The sequence below is a fragment of the Maribacter sp. UBA3344 genome (assembly GCF_002362375.1).
In the GTDB taxonomy this organism is placed as follows: Bacteria; Bacteroidota; Bacteroidia; order Flavobacteriales; family Flavobacteriaceae; genus Maribacter; species Maribacter dokdonensis.
Genome location: NZ_DERI01000006.1, coordinates 3,377 through 19,570 on the forward strand (window position 1 = coordinate 3,377; position 16,194 = coordinate 19,570).

The 16,194-nt window shown below is 35.8% G+C and carries 17 protein-coding genes; 9 read left to right on the top strand and 8 right to left on the bottom strand.

Annotation, left to right across the window (positions count from 1 at the left end; genetic code table 11):
- The first annotated feature begins 136 nt into the window (after positions 1-136).
- Together B2Z27_RS02845 and B2Z27_RS02850 are read left to right on the top strand one after the other, a co-directional pair.
- Positions 137-1,288: a vWA domain-containing protein gene (locus B2Z27_RS02845; protein ID WP_058102657.1), complete on the top strand. Its 1,152-nt coding sequence runs from the start codon at positions 137-139 to the stop codon at positions 1,286-1,288.
- A gap of 15 nt (positions 1,289-1,303) precedes the next feature.
- Positions 1,304-2,773, top strand: a complete 1,470-nt coding sequence (locus B2Z27_RS02850; protein WP_286812490.1) for a magnesium chelatase — start codon at positions 1,304-1,306, stop codon at positions 2,771-2,773.
- Between the two features lie 69 nt (positions 2,774-2,842).
- Here the strand turns inward: B2Z27_RS02850 and B2Z27_RS02855 are convergent, their stop codons facing one another.
- The 4 genes from B2Z27_RS02855 to B2Z27_RS02870 all read right to left on the bottom strand — a co-directional run bounded on the left by B2Z27_RS02855 (position 2,843) and on the right by B2Z27_RS02870 (position 6,290).
- On the bottom strand, positions 2,843-4,336 hold the full coding sequence (locus tag B2Z27_RS02855) for a sensor histidine kinase (RefSeq protein ID WP_286812491.1): 1,494 nt from the start codon (positions 4,334-4,336) through the stop codon (positions 2,843-2,845).
- Positions 4,333-5,034, bottom strand: a complete 702-nt coding sequence (locus tag B2Z27_RS02860; RefSeq protein ID WP_058102660.1) for a response regulator transcription factor — start codon at positions 5,032-5,034, stop codon at positions 4,333-4,335. Before B2Z27_RS02860 ends, B2Z27_RS02855 begins: the two co-directional genes overlap by 4 nt.
- A gap of 221 nt (positions 5,035-5,255) precedes the next feature.
- Positions 5,256-5,738: a hypothetical protein gene (locus B2Z27_RS02865; protein ID WP_071342155.1), complete on the bottom strand. Its 483-nt coding sequence runs from the start codon at positions 5,736-5,738 to the stop codon at positions 5,256-5,258.
- A 117-nt stretch (positions 5,739-5,855) separates the two neighbouring features.
- Positions 5,856-6,290, bottom strand: a complete 435-nt coding sequence (locus B2Z27_RS02870; RefSeq protein WP_286812492.1) for a hypothetical protein — start codon at positions 6,288-6,290, stop codon at positions 5,856-5,858.
- A gap of 105 nt (positions 6,291-6,395) precedes the next feature.
- Here B2Z27_RS02870 and B2Z27_RS02875 point away from each other — a divergent pair, with 105 nt between their 5' ends.
- The 3 genes from B2Z27_RS02875 to B2Z27_RS02885 all read left to right on the top strand — a co-directional run bounded on the left by B2Z27_RS02875 (position 6,396) and on the right by B2Z27_RS02885 (position 9,045).
- The gene (locus tag B2Z27_RS02875) at positions 6,396-7,181 is read left to right on the top strand and encodes a tRNA pseudouridine(38-40) synthase TruA (RefSeq protein WP_286812493.1); all 786 of its coding nucleotides are present in this window, start codon (positions 6,396-6,398) and stop codon (positions 7,179-7,181) included.
- Between the two features lie 35 nt (positions 7,182-7,216).
- Positions 7,217-8,311 (top strand): magnesium/cobalt transporter CorA, encoded by a 1,095-nt coding sequence (gene corA / locus B2Z27_RS02880; protein ID WP_286812494.1) that lies wholly within the window; start codon positions 7,217-7,219, stop codon positions 8,309-8,311.
- A gap of 191 nt (positions 8,312-8,502) precedes the next feature.
- A complete protein-coding gene (locus B2Z27_RS02885) occupies positions 8,503-9,045 on the top strand; it encodes a hypothetical protein (RefSeq protein ID WP_286812495.1) in 543 nt (180 codons plus the stop codon).
- Between the two features lie 68 nt (positions 9,046-9,113).
- Here B2Z27_RS02885 and cysM read toward each other — a convergent pair whose 3' ends face one another.
- Positions 9,114-9,998: a cysteine synthase CysM gene (gene cysM / locus B2Z27_RS02890; protein WP_058102666.1), complete on the bottom strand. Its 885-nt coding sequence runs from the start codon at positions 9,996-9,998 to the stop codon at positions 9,114-9,116.
- Entirely contained in the window at positions 9,991-10,782 is a 792-nt protein-coding gene (gene epsC / locus B2Z27_RS02895; protein ID WP_058102667.1) for a serine O-acetyltransferase EpsC, read from the bottom strand. The genes cysM and epsC overlap by 8 nt, the downstream gene beginning before the upstream one ends.
- Positions 10,783-10,837: 55 nt before the next feature.
- Here epsC and B2Z27_RS02900 point away from each other — a divergent pair, with 55 nt between their 5' ends.
- A complete protein-coding gene (locus B2Z27_RS02900) occupies positions 10,838-11,563 on the top strand; it encodes a DUF2461 domain-containing protein (RefSeq protein WP_414673395.1) in 726 nt (241 codons plus the stop codon).
- Here the strand turns inward: B2Z27_RS02900 and B2Z27_RS02905 are convergent.
- Positions 11,546-11,953, bottom strand: coding sequence for a hypothetical protein (locus B2Z27_RS02905; protein ID WP_058102668.1), 408 nt, complete (start codon positions 11,951-11,953; stop codon positions 11,546-11,548). The two genes, B2Z27_RS02900 and B2Z27_RS02905, sit on opposite strands and share 18 nt — an antisense overlap.
- Positions 11,954-12,229: 276 nt before the next feature.
- Between B2Z27_RS02905 and B2Z27_RS02910 the strand changes: the two genes are divergently transcribed.
- Positions 12,230-12,634, top strand: a complete 405-nt coding sequence (locus B2Z27_RS02910) for an acyl-CoA thioesterase (protein ID WP_058102669.1) — start codon at positions 12,230-12,232, stop codon at positions 12,632-12,634.
- Here the strand turns inward: B2Z27_RS02910 and B2Z27_RS02915 are convergent.
- Positions 12,631-13,920, bottom strand: coding sequence for a dipeptidase (locus B2Z27_RS02915; RefSeq protein ID WP_210707012.1), 1,290 nt, complete (start codon positions 13,918-13,920; stop codon positions 12,631-12,633). The two genes, B2Z27_RS02910 and B2Z27_RS02915, sit on opposite strands and share 4 nt — an antisense overlap.
- Before the next feature lie 143 nt (positions 13,921-14,063).
- On the opposite strand from B2Z27_RS02915, the gene B2Z27_RS02920 reads away from it, so the two are divergent.
- Together B2Z27_RS02920 and B2Z27_RS02925 are read left to right on the top strand one after the other, a co-directional pair.
- Positions 14,064-15,821 carry a sensor histidine kinase gene (locus B2Z27_RS02920; protein ID WP_286812496.1) on the top strand — a complete coding sequence of 586 codons (1,758 nt, stop codon included), beginning with the start codon at positions 14,064-14,066 and terminating at the stop codon, positions 15,819-15,821.
- Position 15,822: 1 nt separating this feature from the next.
- Positions 15,823-16,188, top strand: a complete 366-nt coding sequence (locus B2Z27_RS02925; protein ID WP_058102672.1) for a response regulator transcription factor — start codon at positions 15,823-15,825, stop codon at positions 16,186-16,188.
- The last annotated feature ends 6 nt before the right edge of the window (positions 16,189-16,194 follow it).

Consider the following 16,194-nt stretch of genomic DNA (forward strand, 5'->3'; position numbering starts at 1 on the left):
CAACGAACAACGAACAACCATCAACGAACAACTATCAGCCGACAACCAACAACGAACAACCAACAACCAACAACCAAATAAGTTAACATTTCCCAAAAGCCGTGGGCATCCAAGGTAAAAGTGTTAATTTTATAGTATGGCTATGAATGAAAGAAAAGGGTTTCGCTTTGAAACTTACGAGGCACCCGAACAATCGATTTTTGATAAGCTTTTTGATATTTTTCAGGAGCTGATCACACATACTTCTGGCGATTTTGACGAAGCCATAGACTGGTTACGTGAGCTAGACAAGGAATATGAACTGACTACCGAAGACTACACCATTGACGATTTTATTGAAGATCTAAAAGCGAAAGGGTACATACGTGAAGAGTTTAAAGATGGCGGTGGTGACGGTGAAGATGGGGAAGAAGGTTCTGGCGGCGGAGATATCTCCATAACCGCAAAAATGGAACGTATTATTCGTCAGCGTGCATTGGACCAAATTTTTGGGAAGTTAAAACGTAGTGGTGCAGGTAACCATAAAACGGGCAAATCCGGACAAGGTGATGAGCACACGGGCGACCTTAGGGAATACCGTTACGGCGATGGTCTGGAAAACATATCTATGACCGAGAGTCTTAAGAACGCCCAAATTAATCACGGTGTTGGCAGTTTTCAATTGAGCGAAAATGATCTGGTAGTAGAAGATACCCAGCATAAGGCGCAAATGAGCACCATTCTTATGATCGATATTAGCCATAGTATGATCTTGTATGGAGAAGACCGTATTACGCCTGCCAAAAAGGTTGCTATGGCATTGGCAGAATTGATTACCACCAGATACCCAAAAGACACATTGGATATTTTGGTTTTTGGTAATGATGCTTGGCCCATACCCATTAAAGATTTACCATATTTAAAAGTAGGTCCGTATCACACCAATACCGTTGCCGGATTACAATTGGCCATGGATATGCTGCGCAGAAAGCGTAATACCAATAAACAGATTTTTATGATTACCGATGGTAAGCCAAGTTGTTTGCGCATGCCAGACGGTACGTATTATAAAAACAGTGTGGGGCTAGATGATTTTATTGTGGAGAAATGCTACAATATGGCGCGTCAGGCAAGAAAATTGCACATACCCATTACCACGTTTATGATAGCTCAAGACCCATATCTCATGCAGTTTATTCGCCATTTTACGGAAGCGAATAAGGGCAAGGCTTTTTTCACGGGATTAAAAGGATTGGGTGAAATGATATTTGAAGATTACGAAGCAAACAGAAAAAAAAGATTGAAATAAGACCATAAGAATTATATGAAATTAGATTATAAAAACATACAAACTTTGGGAGCCTTAAAAGCTGCCGGATACCAAACAAAAAGTGTAAAAGATGAGTTGCGAGATAACCTTATCGAAAAAATAAAAAAGGGAGAAGATGCCTTTACTGGTGTTTGGGGCTATGAAGACTCGGTAATTCCAGAATTGGAACGCGCTATTCTATCTCGACATAATATAAATTTATTAGGACTTCGTGGTCAGGCGAAAACACGGTTGGCGCATTTAATGGTGAATCTGTTAGATGAATATATTCCCGTTGTAGCCGGTTCCGAAATCAATGATGATCCTATGAAACCCATGTCTAGGTTTGCCATGGAACTAATTAAAGAAAAAGGAGACGATACGCCAATTTCATGGTTGCATAAAAGTGAGCGTTTTGCAGAAAAACTAGCAACGCCAGATGTTACGGTGGCGGATTTAATTGGTGATGTGGATCCTATAAAAGCGGCAAACCTAAAATTATCTTATGCAGATGATAGGGTAATTCACTTTGGTATGATTCCACGTGCCAACCGCTGTATATTTGTAATCAACGAGTTACCCGATTTACAGGCTCGTATTCAGGTTTCTTTATTCAATATTTTGGAGGAAGGTGATATTCAGATTAGAGGATTCAAACTGAGATTGCCTTTGGACATTCAATTCGTATTCACGGCAAACCCAGAAGATTATACCAATAGAGGTAGTATCGTAACTCCGCTAAAAGATAGAATTGGGTCGCAAATATTAACGCATTATCCTGATGATATTGAGATTGCTAGAAAAATTACCAAGCAAGAAGCCAAGCTAGATACACGCCAAACCGAAGCTGTTTATGTTCCAGATCTTGCAAAAGACCTTTTGGAGCAAGTAATTTTTGAAGCACGGGACAGTGAGTATGTCGATGCCAAAAGTGGGGTGAGTGCCCGTACGAGTATAACAGCTTTCGAGAATTTATTGAGTACAGCAGAGCGCAGGTCTTTATTGAACGGTGGTGATCACACCATGGTACGTTTAAGTGATTTCTTAGGAATTGTACCTGCCATTACAGGGAAAATAGAATTGGTTTATGAAGGAGAGCAGGAGGGAGCCGACGGTGTTGCTACCATACTCATAGATGATGCGGTAAAAACATTATTTCCGAAGTATTTTCCAAAAATCAATAAACTAGAACGAAAAGATGAAGAAACGGTTTACGATGAATTGTTACATTGGTTTTTTCAAGGAGAAGGTTTTGAATTGATGGACGATTTTACAGATGACGAATACAAACGTGCATTAGATAGTATTCCTGCATTAAATCAATTATTGAAAGATCATCAACCAGATTATAATGTTAAGGATGTGTATTTCTTAAAAGAATTGTTATTATGGGGATTGGTTTCTTATAAAAAACTGAATAAACAGCGATTTACCGATGGTTTCGAGTTTAAGGACTTATATAGTAGTTTTTTAAAAGGAATTTAAAAAACCATAGAAAATAAGAAAGCCCGTTCAAACTTGAACGGGCTTTCTCTTTTTCATAGCAATATAATCTCATTGCAATTGATAGGCGGGCAATTTAAAAATAAAGGAACTGCCTTCATATGGTTTACTGAGTACCACAATGGTGGTGTCATGTAAATCCATAATCTTTTTAACAATAGCAAGGCCTAAACCTAACCCTTGTTTTTTGGTGTTTTTATCTACCTGTTTATATCGATCAAATATAAATGGTTGATCATTTATAGGTATGCCGTTACCGGTATCTGTAATATTGATTTCTATTTGTTTGCCCATTTTTACAAGGCTCAAAGTGACTTTTCCATGAGGCTCCGTGTACTTAATTGCATTCTCGATTAAATTCTGCAGTGCCCTTTCTACCAAACCAATATCCGCATAGACCATATAATTCTCCTCAGGATTGTCCAATTCTAAATGCAATTGCTTCTGTTCTGCCAATAACCTGAACTTAGCAATAAGATCATGTGAAAGTTCTGTGATAGAGAAAGGTTCTTTTATTGGGGTCACTTGTTCTGCTTCTAATTTAGAATACTCGAACAGTTGATTGATCAAGTCAGATAACTTATCAATGTTAGCATGGGTTATCTGTAAGTACTCGTCTTTTTGATGCTCTGTCAATGAATCTTTCTTGATCTGTAACGTTTCTATATATCCTTTTAAAACGGCAAGCGGAGTACGTAGGTCATGTGATACATTGGCAATCAACTCTCTGCGCAAATTATCTACGGATTTTATTTTCTCCATATTCTCTACTATGGAGTCTGCCATTTTATTAAAGGAAAGTGCTACCACTTCAATATCGGATTCTTCAGGATTTTCTATTCTAATATCTAGATCGCCTTCTTGAAATTTACGAACGGTCTGTGTAATCAACCTTAAATTTTTGGTCAAGAACCAAATACTTAGAACTCCAATTAATGCAGAAAAAAGCATGGTCAACAAAATGGCACCAATGCTCAGTTTTGTAAAATACGAGCCAAAAAGGTTGTCACTTATTAGGGCCAATTGCTTTCCGGCAACAATAATATAGATATAGCCTTCATGACCATCTATTGAAAATGGAGCTGCAGAAAAAATATTTTGCTCATTGGGGTTTAAAGGGTCATCGCCCAAAATAAATTCTTGTCCTTTTGATGCTATGTATTTATTAATCGGTTCTAAGGAAACCGATTTCATTGGTTCGTTATCGTTATGTTCCAATACTACGGAATACAGAATGTCACCGGCATTGTTCAAAAGATATATTTCTATACCCCGATTAACGGCCATCATGTCATGCATTAAATCACCAAAAAGCGCTTTGTTTACACTTCCGTCTTCAAGAAAAGGGGCATCATTCTGAAATTTTTCCTGGATTACATGTTCTGCAACGTTAGCATTAATGCGCTGGGTAATGGCCTCATTATAGTTAAGCGTAAGATACCCTGTGATAAAAATATAAGAGGCACCCATTAAAACAATTAGGAAAATAAAAGCGATCCATAATTTTTTAACCAGTTTAGGGGTCAAGGTCATTTCGTTCTTCATAATGCCATTATCTCTTCATTAAACTTGTAACCAACGCCCCATGTTGTTAAAATATAGGTTGGATTTGCCATATCCGATTCTATTTTGGCTCTTAATCTGTTGATATGAGAGTTTACCGTATGCTCGTATCCTTCAAAATTATAGCCCCAGATCATATTCAATAATTCTGTTCTGGTATAGTTTCTACCAGGGTTAGAGGCCATTAAGACCAATAGCTCAAATTCCTTAGGCGAAAGTTCGATCTTATAATCATCTACAACTACCTTACGTTTGTCAATATCTATGGTTAAACCCTCCGCTGATATAATGGAAGTATCTTCTTGTTTTTTACCGGTGTCGTTAGTTCTTCTTAAAACAGCTTTTATCCGTGCCAATAATTCCCTTATGCTAAATGGTTTGGTCATATAATCATCTGCACCTATTTCCAAGCCCAGAACCCGATCAATTTCCTCTGACTTTGCGGTAAGCATGATTACGGGTGTATTTTTGGTAGCCCGTAGTCTTCTACAAACTTCAACACCATCTAAGCTTGGCAAGGTCAAATCTAAAAGTATGAGCTCATAATCATTTTGCAAAGCCAGTTGAAGTCCTTCATCGCCATCCATAGCCATGGTTGTTTCATAGCTGACATCAGACAAATGAAGTTCTAACAACTTAATAATTTCGGGGTCATCCTCTATAATTAGTATACGTTTCATATGGAGTAACGAATTAAGATAAAAAGTATCACAGAAAAATCACATTACGCAGAAAAGTACCGTATCTACTGTAATGGTTTGGGTGTTGAGTCGTGTAATCCAATAATAATTACAAAGAAGTTGAATAAATCCGATGAACCGAATACATAAAGCGATGTAAGGTGACAGCAAAAAAAAAGCTCGATAAAAATAATCGAGGCTAATATATCTAGAATTTTATATTATTTCCAGTGATCTACATGCTGGTTCATATCATCGAACAAATAAGTGCCCACAATTTCTTTTCTGTACACTACAGCCAAAAAGGTAACTAATAATAATACGGCGTATAGCAATAATATAACAAAGCCCAGGGGCAAAAACGTACTTGGAATAAGATGATTTTCAAAATCCGAATAACTGAATAATATGATAATGGTTTCTACCAATTTATAGAGATAGACCAAAGAAATAAGATACAACACATATTCTAAAGTGCGCATTGGCGGGTCACTTAGTTCGTTTTCACTGATCTTAAACCATAGTACATACAGAAAGACCAAATGGATTATGGATAACAAAGGGAAAATGTAGTTGTCAATCTTAAAGAAATAAAACTTGTTGGTGTACAAGCCGTAAAAACTAAAAATGTTCAATAAAAACAATACGGCAACCGATACGATTAAAGTACGTTTCCAGGTCAATATTCCTTTAATAGAATTCATAAAACTAAGTTTAAATGGTCTTAGGGGAACCATAGTTTCGTTTCAAGAACGGGTATGTTTTTCGTTTATTTTAAACAATTCGATGAACGGTTAACTTTGTTGATTAAGTTACTGACCTTAAGCTAACCACCTCTTTATGATACTATATTTTATAAATAAAAGCAACATAAAACTGATTGCAAAAATTATCAAAGGCATTTGCATGCTAGTTGGTCCTATGACATCACTTATATTACTGTAGAAATAAAAATATAGTATTTGAACAGTCGTTGCAATAATGGATATTAAACCTAATTTAAAAGCCATAACTTTTCTAAGAAGAAGTAGTAGTGATGCTGTAGTTCCAGCAAAAACATCAACACCAAATACGATCAGCAACCAAAAAGGACGGTTTTCATAGATATATCGTTCATCATCTGTCAACACGTTATAAATTTCATCTGTAACAAAACATTCGCTTAAAAAAGATAGAATTCCAGTGATGCTATAAAAAAGGGCAAAAACAGCAACTGCCCAGAAAATTTTTGGCGGATTTACTGTTGAATTGATCATAGAGGGAACCTAAGTGTTTGTTACTTAGACCAATTTAATAAAAACCCAATGATTAACAACAAGCCACTGTATAGTTCATGCTAAATTGTAATTACTTTTGTAGCTATGAAAAAACTGCAGTTTTGCTATTTGGTACGATTACAATATTTAGGTTTTCGATATAACGGTTGGCAAGAGCAACCAAAAATGCGGACTATTACGGGTATGTTAAACAAAACCTATGCTTTCTTATACCCAGATAAGCATTTTAAAATATTAGGTGCCGGTAGAACAGATGCAAAGGTTTCTTCATTAGACGGTGCTTTTGAATTGTTCGTGGATGATGAAATTAAAGACTTCAATGGTTTTGTTATTGATTTCAATAAAAATCTACCACCGGATATTAGATTACTTTCCATATCAGCCGTTGCACAAAATTTTAATATTATTAAGGATAGTAAAACAAAGGAATATTGTTATTTCTTTTCCTTTGGAACCAAAAATCACCCATTTAGTGCCCCGTTCATTACAAACTATATGCATGACCTTAATTTAGATGTAATGAAAGAAGGTTCCACATTATTCACTGGGACTCATGATTTCTCTGTATATACTGCAGAATTAAAAGCGAATGCCAAAACCATAAGAAAAATTGATTCTTGCCATATTGAACCCAACACTATGTTGACCGCTAATTTTTTTCCAGAGCAGAGTTACGTTTTAAGAATTAAGGGCAAGGGTTTTATGCGATATCAAATTAGAATGATCATGGGAGCATTGGTGCAATTGGGCAAGGGGGAACTGTCACTTGATGATATTAGAGCTTCTTTGCTTGCAGATGCTGATATGGTCTTAAAAACTATTGCACCTGGTTCCGGTTTAATTCTTAATGAACTGACCTTTACGAATTAGTTGTTTGTTTAATATATTTATAAAAAATACCATATATGGCCACAAATAAGAAGCTCAACTTCCCTAAGCGAAAAAAGAAAAAATCGCGCCAGCAGAATAAGCTAGGGAAAGCTCCAGGAACTATAAGTTACATGGGAGATAAGGAGCGTGGAGATAGTGTTATTTATAGTACTACCTATAATGCCGATGGTTATGAAACCAAAGAGTTTACAGATTTAGAAACATTTTTTGCGGAAAAAAGAACAGATCAAACTTCTTGGATCAACGTAGTTGGTATATCTGATGAGCCCTTTATTGAAAAATTAGGTAAGCATTTTAACCTAAACCCTTTGGTGTTAGAAGATATCGTAAATACCGAACAACGACCCAAAGTAGATGAATATGACGACTATATTTTTGGCATATTTAGAATGTTATATATCTCTGAGGAAGAAGAAATTGTAGGGGAACATATTGCCTTGGTCTTATTGGAGAATACCGTATTGGTATTCCAAGAGGTTAAAGCTGATGTGTTTAACGGGCTAAGAGAACGTATAACCGGTAAGTTAGGGCGCATTAGGACCAGAGGTGCAGATTACCTGTTTTTTGCACTTTTAGATGCTATTGTGGATAATTATTTTTTAGCCATTGAAAACCTGAACAACAGAATTGAAATTCTAGAGGAAGAAGTTTATTCTAATCCAGAACCGGTGGTGGCAAAGAATATTCAACTACTTAAAAAGGAAGTGCTTAAGATCAGAAGATGGATCTTTCCGGTAAAGGAGCTAATAAGCCGACTTATAGATTCTGAAAATCCGTTGATTACAAAGGATACGAAATTGTTTTTACGAGACGTATTGGACCATGCCATTGAAATAAACGAAAGTTTACAGATTTATAGAGAAATGTCTATGAGTTTAATGGAAATGTACATGAGTAATATGAGTAATAAAATGAACGAGGTAATGAAAGTATTGACCATTATGGCCTCGATATTTATACCATTGACTTTTATTGCCGGTATCTACGGAATGAACTTTGACCATATGCCAGAACTGCATTATAAGTATGGTTACTACGTTGTTTGGATCGTAATGATACTTCTATTTATAGGTATGATGTTCTATTTTAAAAAGAAGAAGTGGTTATAAACCTGCATCTATTGCCTTTATAAAGTACTGAATTACCTATAGCATACGTATTCCATTAAAGAAATATGCTTATGGGTCATTGGTAGCTTAGCGTTTCATATATCTTGCCCTTGTTCAATGTATTGGACAAATAAGGTTTTGACATTTTTTAAAAGTGATCAAAATGTAGTAGTAACATTTAATATGTATATATGAAAACTAAGAATATTTATATGTCTTTAGCGGGAATCTTTTTAATGACAGGAACGCTAATGGCGCAAGAGAAGAATCAAGAAGTATTAGATACTAAAATATCTAAATCTTATACTGTAAACAACGGAAAAAAGTTGGTTAAAAATTCAGTAGAGATTACCACAAAACGATTGAACACTATTGAAAGTGCTAAAGAAGATGAGGGCAAGATAGATCAGGATAGGGTAGTGGACAGTGTAGCCACAATTATTAAAACAGTTCAAATAGATAATGACGAAGACGATGCTTTCGATGAAAAAATAGTGTTCAGTTATGAAGCTAAAACTCCTGAAGATTTTGTTTTGGTTTCAAAGAACAATGAATTGGTGGTAGCCATGAATGAGGGTGACAATCTAAAAATCGTAGAGAACATCAATTTGAAAAGTAAAAAAATGATGAACGATAAAACTACTTATATATTTACCAATGAACACGGTGAAAATTTAGAATTTTTGGTGGAAGAATATAGTAGACCCAATGAAACTGCTATGTTAGAAGAGTAATTCACTATAACAATGAATAGAAAGAGCCGCAAATGCGGCTCTTTTTTATATCAATCTTTATTGTTTTACTAATCAAAAAGGCTAGATGATAAATACCGATCACCACGATCACAAACGATAGATACAATAATACCTTCTTCTATTTCTTGAGCTAATCTTAGGGCAACGGTTGCTGCGCCACCACTACTCATCCCAGAAAAAATACCTTCTTCCCTGGCTAATTTTCTTGCCATTTCCTTGGCTTCTATCTCATTGACCTCCATAATACGATCTACCTTTTTAGCATCAAAAATCTTTGGTAAATATTCCGTAGGCCATTTTCTAATACCAGGTATGCTGGCGTTATCACTTGGTTGTACTCCTACAATTTGTATATCCTTATTTTGTTCTTTTAAGTACGTAGAAGTTCCCATGATGGTACCCGTTGTACCCATAGCGGAAACAAAGTGGGTGATTTTACCTTGGGTATCGTTCCAAATTTCAGGTCCCGTTGTTTTATAATGTGCTTTCCAGTTATCTGGATTGCCAAATTGGTTCATCATTTTATAACCTTCATTGGCTACTTTATTTTCAGCATAATCGCGAGCACCTTCAATTCCTACATCAGAAGAAGTTAGGGTCACTTTTGCACCATAAGCTCTCATGGTCTGCACACGTTCTTTCGTAGAATTCTCGGGCATTACCAATTCTATATCCAATCCGTATACTCCGGCGATCATAGCCAAGGCAATACCGGTGTTACCGCTAGTAGCTTCGATCAGCTTATCATTTGCTGTAAAATCACCATTATCGTAACCTGTTTTGATCATGTTATACGCGGCACGGTCCTTAACGCTTCCACCAGGGTTATGACCCTCCATCTTAAAATACACGGATACGTTAGGGTTGGTATTTAAAACTCTTGATTTTACCAAAGGCGTATTACCAATGAGCGATAATAAAGAATTAGACATGGGGTATTGTTTTTATTTTAATTTCTGGGGTGTGGAAAACAGTGGAATGTGCGGGTACAGACGCCGTTATCCATGCGTTACCACCAATAATACTGTTGGCACCTATTACGGTATCTCCGCCTAAAATAGTGGCATTGGCATATATGGTGACATTATTTTCTATTGTTGGATGCCGTTTGGTCTTCTGTAGATTTTTAGCCACAAAAAGACCGCCTAAGGTAACCCCTTGGTATATTTTAACATCGTTCTTAATTATTGCAGTTTCACCTATGACCACACCTGTGCCGTGATCTATATGGAACGACTTTCCTATTTGTGCACCAGGGTTAATATCTACGCCCGTTTGTCTATGGGCATATTCCGTCATTAATCTTGGTACCAATGGAAATCCTGTTTTATACAGTTCGTGTGCCAACCTATATACGGATATGGCATAGAAGCCAGGATATGCCATGTACACCTCTTCAATAGATAATGAGGCAGGGTCACAATTAACGGTAGCCTCTGCGTCTAAATTTAGACTTTCTAGCACTAAGGGTAATTTTTCAACATAGTTCTCCCAAACCTTTTTACAGGGTTTTTCGCTTTCCCAGCATGCTAGATCAACTAGTTCATCAAATTGTTTCTCCAATTCATCCAAGCTGTCCGCTACTGGTGTTTCAATATCGAACAGGGTATAAAAAAGTAAGTCGGTAAACTTTTCAGTATTTCTTTTTAATCGAAATCTTAAGTTTGGTTGCTTCTTGTGGGTATTAATCTTTTCGATAATAGATCGATGGTCCATGAGTTTGCATTAGTTCATCAAAATTAACCAAATAACTAAAAGTACTTCTCATCTAATGGTTAACTTTAGCTTAAAATCACAAGAGTTAGGTCGTATGTTAGAAACGAATATTACAAAAAGCACTTTACAATATTTAAATGCACTTAAAGAAAACAATAATAGAGATTGGTTTACGGAACATAAACCCACCTTTCAAAAAGAACAAGAACAGGTAAAAAGCTTTTTTAATCATGTACTACAATTATTGAATACCCACGATGAAATTGAAAAATTAAAAATATTTAGAATTTATAGGGATGTCCGTTTTTCCAAGAACAAGACTCCTTATAAAACGCATTTTTCTGCCTCATTTGCTAGAGCCGGTAAGCTTAGGCGTGGTGGCTACTATGTACAAGTTGCGCCGGGCAATAGTTTTATAGCTACCGGTTTTTGGGCACCAGAGAAGAATGACCTTTTACGCATAAGAAAGGAATGGGAGTTAGATACCTCCGAATTGGTCGCCATTATCGAAGACAATTCGTTTAAAAACATATGGGGGCCATTGGTAGGTGATGAGCTTAAGACAGCACCTAAGGGATTTGATAAAGAAGACCCTAACATTGCATTTATTCGTAAAAAACAATTCATTTTTACCAAAAGCTTTACCGATGCAGAGGTACTGTCAGACGATTTTGCCAAGCAAATAGACCAAGCGTTTAAAACTATAAGACCTTATTTTGACCTTATGAGCAGTATATTGACCACCAATTTAAATGGGGAATCACTATTGGACGAGCTCTAACTTTTCAAAATATTGAATTTGATCCTGTATTCTTTTAATCACCATATTCATCATTCGCTTGTTCAAGGCTGACGAGTTTTGAATATAAATTTCATATTCATCGACCGTAAATTGGCCAATGATCATACCTTTTAAAGAATTTCTAAACTTAATGTCTTTTTGAATGGCCTTGGTAACATAGTCCAAACGTTTTTCAAGTTTTAGCTCGTAAAACGTATTTTTCATTTTCTTGATATAATTCTGAAAAGAGGCTAGGAATAAATCATTCTGTAATTTTAATATGGGACGTAATGTAAGATTTTGAAATCGTTCATCATCACTCATATTTGGTACTATTCTGGCAGATGGAATTAAAGGTCGAATTGACTGCAATTTCTGTGTCCTGTCCATTATGTATAGGTTTTACTTAAAGGTACGTATAAGATAAAATCCATTTACAAGGGGTATAATAAGTTTTTAACCTCTTATGAACAATAACCACAGTATTAAATAAGTATCCCTAAAATTTTGTTTATCATAATTCTGTCAAGCAACAATTATTAATATGAAACTTATTAATTGCTCTCTATTTACAATTGATAAATCGTACCTCTAAAATGGGCCAAATTGTAGTTTTACTAAATTAACAACTAACTTTGCAGTGTAAATTTTGCTAAAAAATAGACTATGAGATTTCATACAAGAAAATTAGTTAAACCAGGCGATTTAAATTCTAACGGCACTTTATTTGGTGGTAGATTATTAGCTTGGATCGATGAAGAAGCAGCCCTTTACGCCATTATTCAATTGGAAAACGGTAAAGTGGTTACCAAGTATATGTCAGAAATCAATTTCATGAGCGCTGCCGTTAAAGGTGACGTTATTGAAATAGGTATAGAGGTGGTAAAGTTCGGTAAAACATCATTGACCTTAAACTGCGAGGTACGTAATAAGATGAATCACGAAACTATTGTTACCGTAGATAATATCATTATGGTCAACCTAGGTGAAAACGGAAAACCTACACCACATGGTAAGACCAAAATAGAGTTTGTAAAAGATCGCTTAGCGGCATTGGGTGAAGTTGATTAACTTTCACCCAATTCTTTTGCTATTCGCTGTACGTCATCAAGTACTCGCAATAGGTTTCCTCCCCATAATTTTTCTATTTCTTCTTGGGTATAGCCTCTATTTACAAGTTCTAGGGTTACGTTGAAGGTTTCAGAAGCATCGTTCCAGCCTTCAATTCCACCGCCGCCATCAAAGTCAGAACTAATACCCACATGGTCAATTCCTATTAATTTCACCATATAATCTATATGGTCTACAAAATCACCAACATTTACCGCTTCTGGTGCATCGCTTTTAGTTTCTGCAATTTCTTTGCCTATTTTTAAAACCTTAGGGTAGTTGTCCATGAATGCCGCCTTTTCAACATCGGATAAACTGGGAAATTGAGAACGCTCATACCAAGCTATATCCAAAGAATCTGCTACTTGCTGGTAAATTGATTTCATGAATGCTGCCCTTGCTTCATGCTTTTCCGTATTTAGATATGAACTAAAGGCAACCGTTTGTACTACACCACCATTTTCTTTCATCATAAGCAATTGCTCATCATCTAAATTTCGGCTATGTCCACATAAGGCTCTTGCCGATGAATGCGAGGCTATTATAGGAGCTTTTGACAAGGAAATCATTTGCTTTATAGCTTCTTTTGATGGGTGAGATACATCTATCATTATACCTAACCTGTTCATTTCGGCAACGGCCTCTTTCCCCAAATCACTTAAACCATTATGCAACCATTCATCATCAGCTTCTCCTGTATTGGAGTCAGAAAACTGACTATGACCATTATGGGCCAATGAAATATAACGTGCGCCCAAATCATGGTAAACCTTAAATTGGTCCATATCTAGTCCGATCGGGTATGCATTTTCAACACCGATCATAGCAACCTTTTTACCACTTTCTACAATTCTTTTTACATCTGCAGAATTTAATGCCAATTCAATTTGATCCGGTGCAATTTCTTCGCACAATTTATGGATAGCCTCAAATTTTGACATGGCATTTTCTTTGGCCTTGGCATAACCTTCATCTGTAAGTGTATCTTGACCTGTGTAAACAATAAGCCAAGTAACATCCAAACCGCCTTCTTCCATCTTGGGTAAATTGATTTGGGTATCTAGCCTCTGACTGTAATTTACACTGTCTGTGAAGTTTTTAACGTTGATGTCATTATGAGTGTCAATAGTAATGACATCTTCATGAATTCGTTGGGCTTTTTCAAGCGTGGTTTCTTCTTTTTTCTCCTTTTTTTCTGCGCAGGATACTATCGATAAAACGCATATTAAATAGATAAACTGTTTCATAGGGTTGGTTTATGACCTACAATTTAAGTGTATTCACAACAAATAACCAGCCTTAGAGAACATTTTATTGTCTGCATAATGGTTATAGCGCATTTTTAGGGAATTATAAGTTACAACCCAAACTAATTAAAGAAAACCTATTTATGGCAATTTCAAAAACTAAGGATTTACTTGGTCAATTAGCACAACTGGAAAAAACAGTAAGTGAATTTTCTTTTGAGGAGCTAAATGCCAATGAAGCTAAGGTGTTAAAAAACTCTTTTGACACGTTTAGATCTAGTTTAGAAAATCATATTTATTCTCCCAATACTACTTCCCCTATGGTTGAAGAAACCAAGGCTAGTGATATGAGAGAGCAAAAGATTGATCAAAAGCAATTTATTGCTCATATAAGCCATGAGATTAGAACACCTTTAAACAGCATCATTGGGTTTACAAATTTGCTGAACGAAGAAAAGTTGACCAAAAGCCAACACAAAAAAGTAGATGCTATACAATTTGCCTCCAATACACTTTTAAAGTTGATCAATGAGGTGCTGGATTATTCTAAAATATCTTCAGGTAATACCAATTTCGAGTCTGTAGATTTCAATCTGCATAGCTTGTTGAATGATGTTATGTTCTTGTGCGAAACCTTAATTGTTGATCGTGATATAGAGTTATTGGTAGAAATTGACGAAAACGTACCTAAGATAATTAAAGGAGACCCTTCTAAACTATCTCAGGTGCTTCTTAACCTTTTAGGGAACTCGGTAAAATTTGTACATAAAGGCTTTATTAAGCTTGAAGTTTTTGCATCTAAGACTTTCAATGGTGGTTGTGAACTTGAATTTTCAGTAGCAGATACCGGTATTGGTATTTCTCAGGAGAAAATAAAGACCATTTTCAATAGCTACACCCAAGCTGAAAATGACACCTCTAGTAAATATGGTGGTACGGGACTTGGTTTAACGATTACAAAAGAGATTATAGAAAAACTACAGGGCAATATTGAAATAGATAGTACTGTAGATAGCGGTACAACGGTAACTTTTAGGGTTCCTTATCCTTTAGGCAATAATGTCCATACCAGCAAAAACACCAATAATGACAGCACATTAGAAGGCAGAAAGGTGTTGGCAGGAACCAAAATTATGGTTTTTGAAGACAACCAAATGAATCAGCGCTTAATTGTAGAGCAGCTGACCAAATGGGGCTGTAAGGTATATTCCAATCTAAGCTTGCCAAAATCATTGAAAACTTTAGAATCCAAAGAAATAGATCTCATTTTAATGGATCTTAAAATGCCCGGACAGAACGGCTTTGAAGTGTCTAAAATCATTAGAGAGCATAGCAATACCAATGTGAATACTATTCCTATAGTTGCATTTAGTGCAGATTTCACTGAGCAGGACAGTAAAGACTGTAAAGCAATTGGCATAAATGATTTTTTACTGAAACCGTACACATTAGAACAATTAATGAAGACCATACTAGACAATAAGAATATTAAACTTGAACAAGCAGAGTATTCTGCATTACTTCAAAAGCCAATGATAGAACCTAAAGAAACAACTGTTGTAGACCTTAACCATCTTTTAAAAGAGTGTTTTGGAGAGATAGATATGCTAAATGAACTGGTGAAGTTGTTCAAATTAAACGCCATAGAATTTATAGGTAACGTAAAAATTCATTTAAAAACTGAAAATTTAAAAGAGATAGCGTTATCCGCACATAAATTAAAGGCTGGTTTTGCCATGGTTAAAGCTGATGGTATGAGAAAGCTTATTGTAGACCTAGAGGCAAGCTGTAAAGGACATCAACCTGAAAAGGTAAAAGAGTTATATGAAATATTCTTAACCGATTATCCTTTGTTGGAGGAGAATTTGGATATGGATTTAAAGGCCCTAAACAAAAAATAATATGGGTAAACGTGTACTCTTGGCAGATGATGATCAACTGTTGGCCTCGCTTTTAAATTTTAGGCTAAAAAAAGGCGGGTATGCGGTTCATCATTCCGTCAATGGAAAAGAGGTGAAGGAATATCTAAAAAATGATATGCCCGATATTATCGTGAGCGATATTATGATGCCTTATTTTTCAGGTATTGAGCTTATAGATTATGTTAGAAACGACCTTAAATCAAATACGCCTATCATCATTATTTCATCAGCAGGCAATGAACAGAACGTTCTTACCGCTTTTGAATTAGGAGCAAATGATTTTATTACAAAACCAGTTAGTCCAACAGAATTATTAGTACGCATAGCTAGAGAGATAAATAAATAATTTTAA

What these genes read in the sequence shown, in the direction of transcription:
- B2Z27_RS02845 (WP_058102657.1), top strand. Translation starts at nt 137, where the DNA reads ATGGCTATGAATGAAAGAAAAGGGTTTCGCTTTGAAACTTACGAGGCA.
- B2Z27_RS02850 (WP_286812490.1), top strand. Translation starts at nt 1,304, where the DNA reads ATGAAATTAGATTATAAAAACATACAAACTTTGGGAGCCTTAAAAGCT.
- B2Z27_RS02855 (WP_286812491.1), bottom strand. Translation starts at nt 4,336, where the DNA reads ATGAAGAACGAAATGACCTTGACCCCTAAACTGGTTAAAAAATTATGG.
- B2Z27_RS02860 (WP_058102660.1), bottom strand. Translation starts at nt 5,034, where the DNA reads ATGAAACGTATACTAATTATAGAGGATGACCCCGAAATTATTAAGTTG.
- B2Z27_RS02865 (WP_071342155.1), bottom strand. Translation starts at nt 5,738, where the DNA reads ATGAATTCTATTAAAGGAATATTGACCTGGAAACGTACTTTAATCGTA.
- B2Z27_RS02870 (WP_286812492.1), bottom strand. Translation starts at nt 6,290, where the DNA reads ATGATCAATTCAACAGTAAATCCGCCAAAAATTTTCTGGGCAGTTGCT.
- B2Z27_RS02875 (WP_286812493.1), top strand. Translation starts at nt 6,396, where the DNA reads ATGAAAAAACTGCAGTTTTGCTATTTGGTACGATTACAATATTTAGGT.
- corA (WP_286812494.1), top strand. Translation starts at nt 7,217, where the DNA reads ATGGCCACAAATAAGAAGCTCAACTTCCCTAAGCGAAAAAAGAAAAAA.
- B2Z27_RS02885 (WP_286812495.1), top strand. Translation starts at nt 8,503, where the DNA reads ATGAAAACTAAGAATATTTATATGTCTTTAGCGGGAATCTTTTTAATG.
- cysM (WP_058102666.1), bottom strand. Translation starts at nt 9,998, where the DNA reads ATGTCTAATTCTTTATTATCGCTCATTGGTAATACGCCTTTGGTAAAA.
- epsC (WP_058102667.1), bottom strand. Translation starts at nt 10,782, where the DNA reads ATGGACCATCGATCTATTATCGAAAAGATTAATACCCACAAGAAGCAA.
- B2Z27_RS02900 (WP_414673395.1), top strand. Translation starts at nt 10,838, where the DNA reads ATGGTTAACTTTAGCTTAAAATCACAAGAGTTAGGTCGTATGTTAGAA.
- B2Z27_RS02905 (WP_058102668.1), bottom strand. Translation starts at nt 11,953, where the DNA reads ATGGACAGGACACAGAAATTGCAGTCAATTCGACCTTTAATTCCATCT.
- B2Z27_RS02910 (WP_058102669.1), top strand. Translation starts at nt 12,230, where the DNA reads ATGAGATTTCATACAAGAAAATTAGTTAAACCAGGCGATTTAAATTCT.
- B2Z27_RS02915 (WP_210707012.1), bottom strand. Translation starts at nt 13,920, where the DNA reads ATGAAACAGTTTATCTATTTAATATGCGTTTTATCGATAGTATCCTGC.
- B2Z27_RS02920 (WP_286812496.1), top strand. Translation starts at nt 14,064, where the DNA reads ATGGCAATTTCAAAAACTAAGGATTTACTTGGTCAATTAGCACAACTG.
- B2Z27_RS02925 (WP_058102672.1), top strand. Translation starts at nt 15,823, where the DNA reads ATGGGTAAACGTGTACTCTTGGCAGATGATGATCAACTGTTGGCCTCG.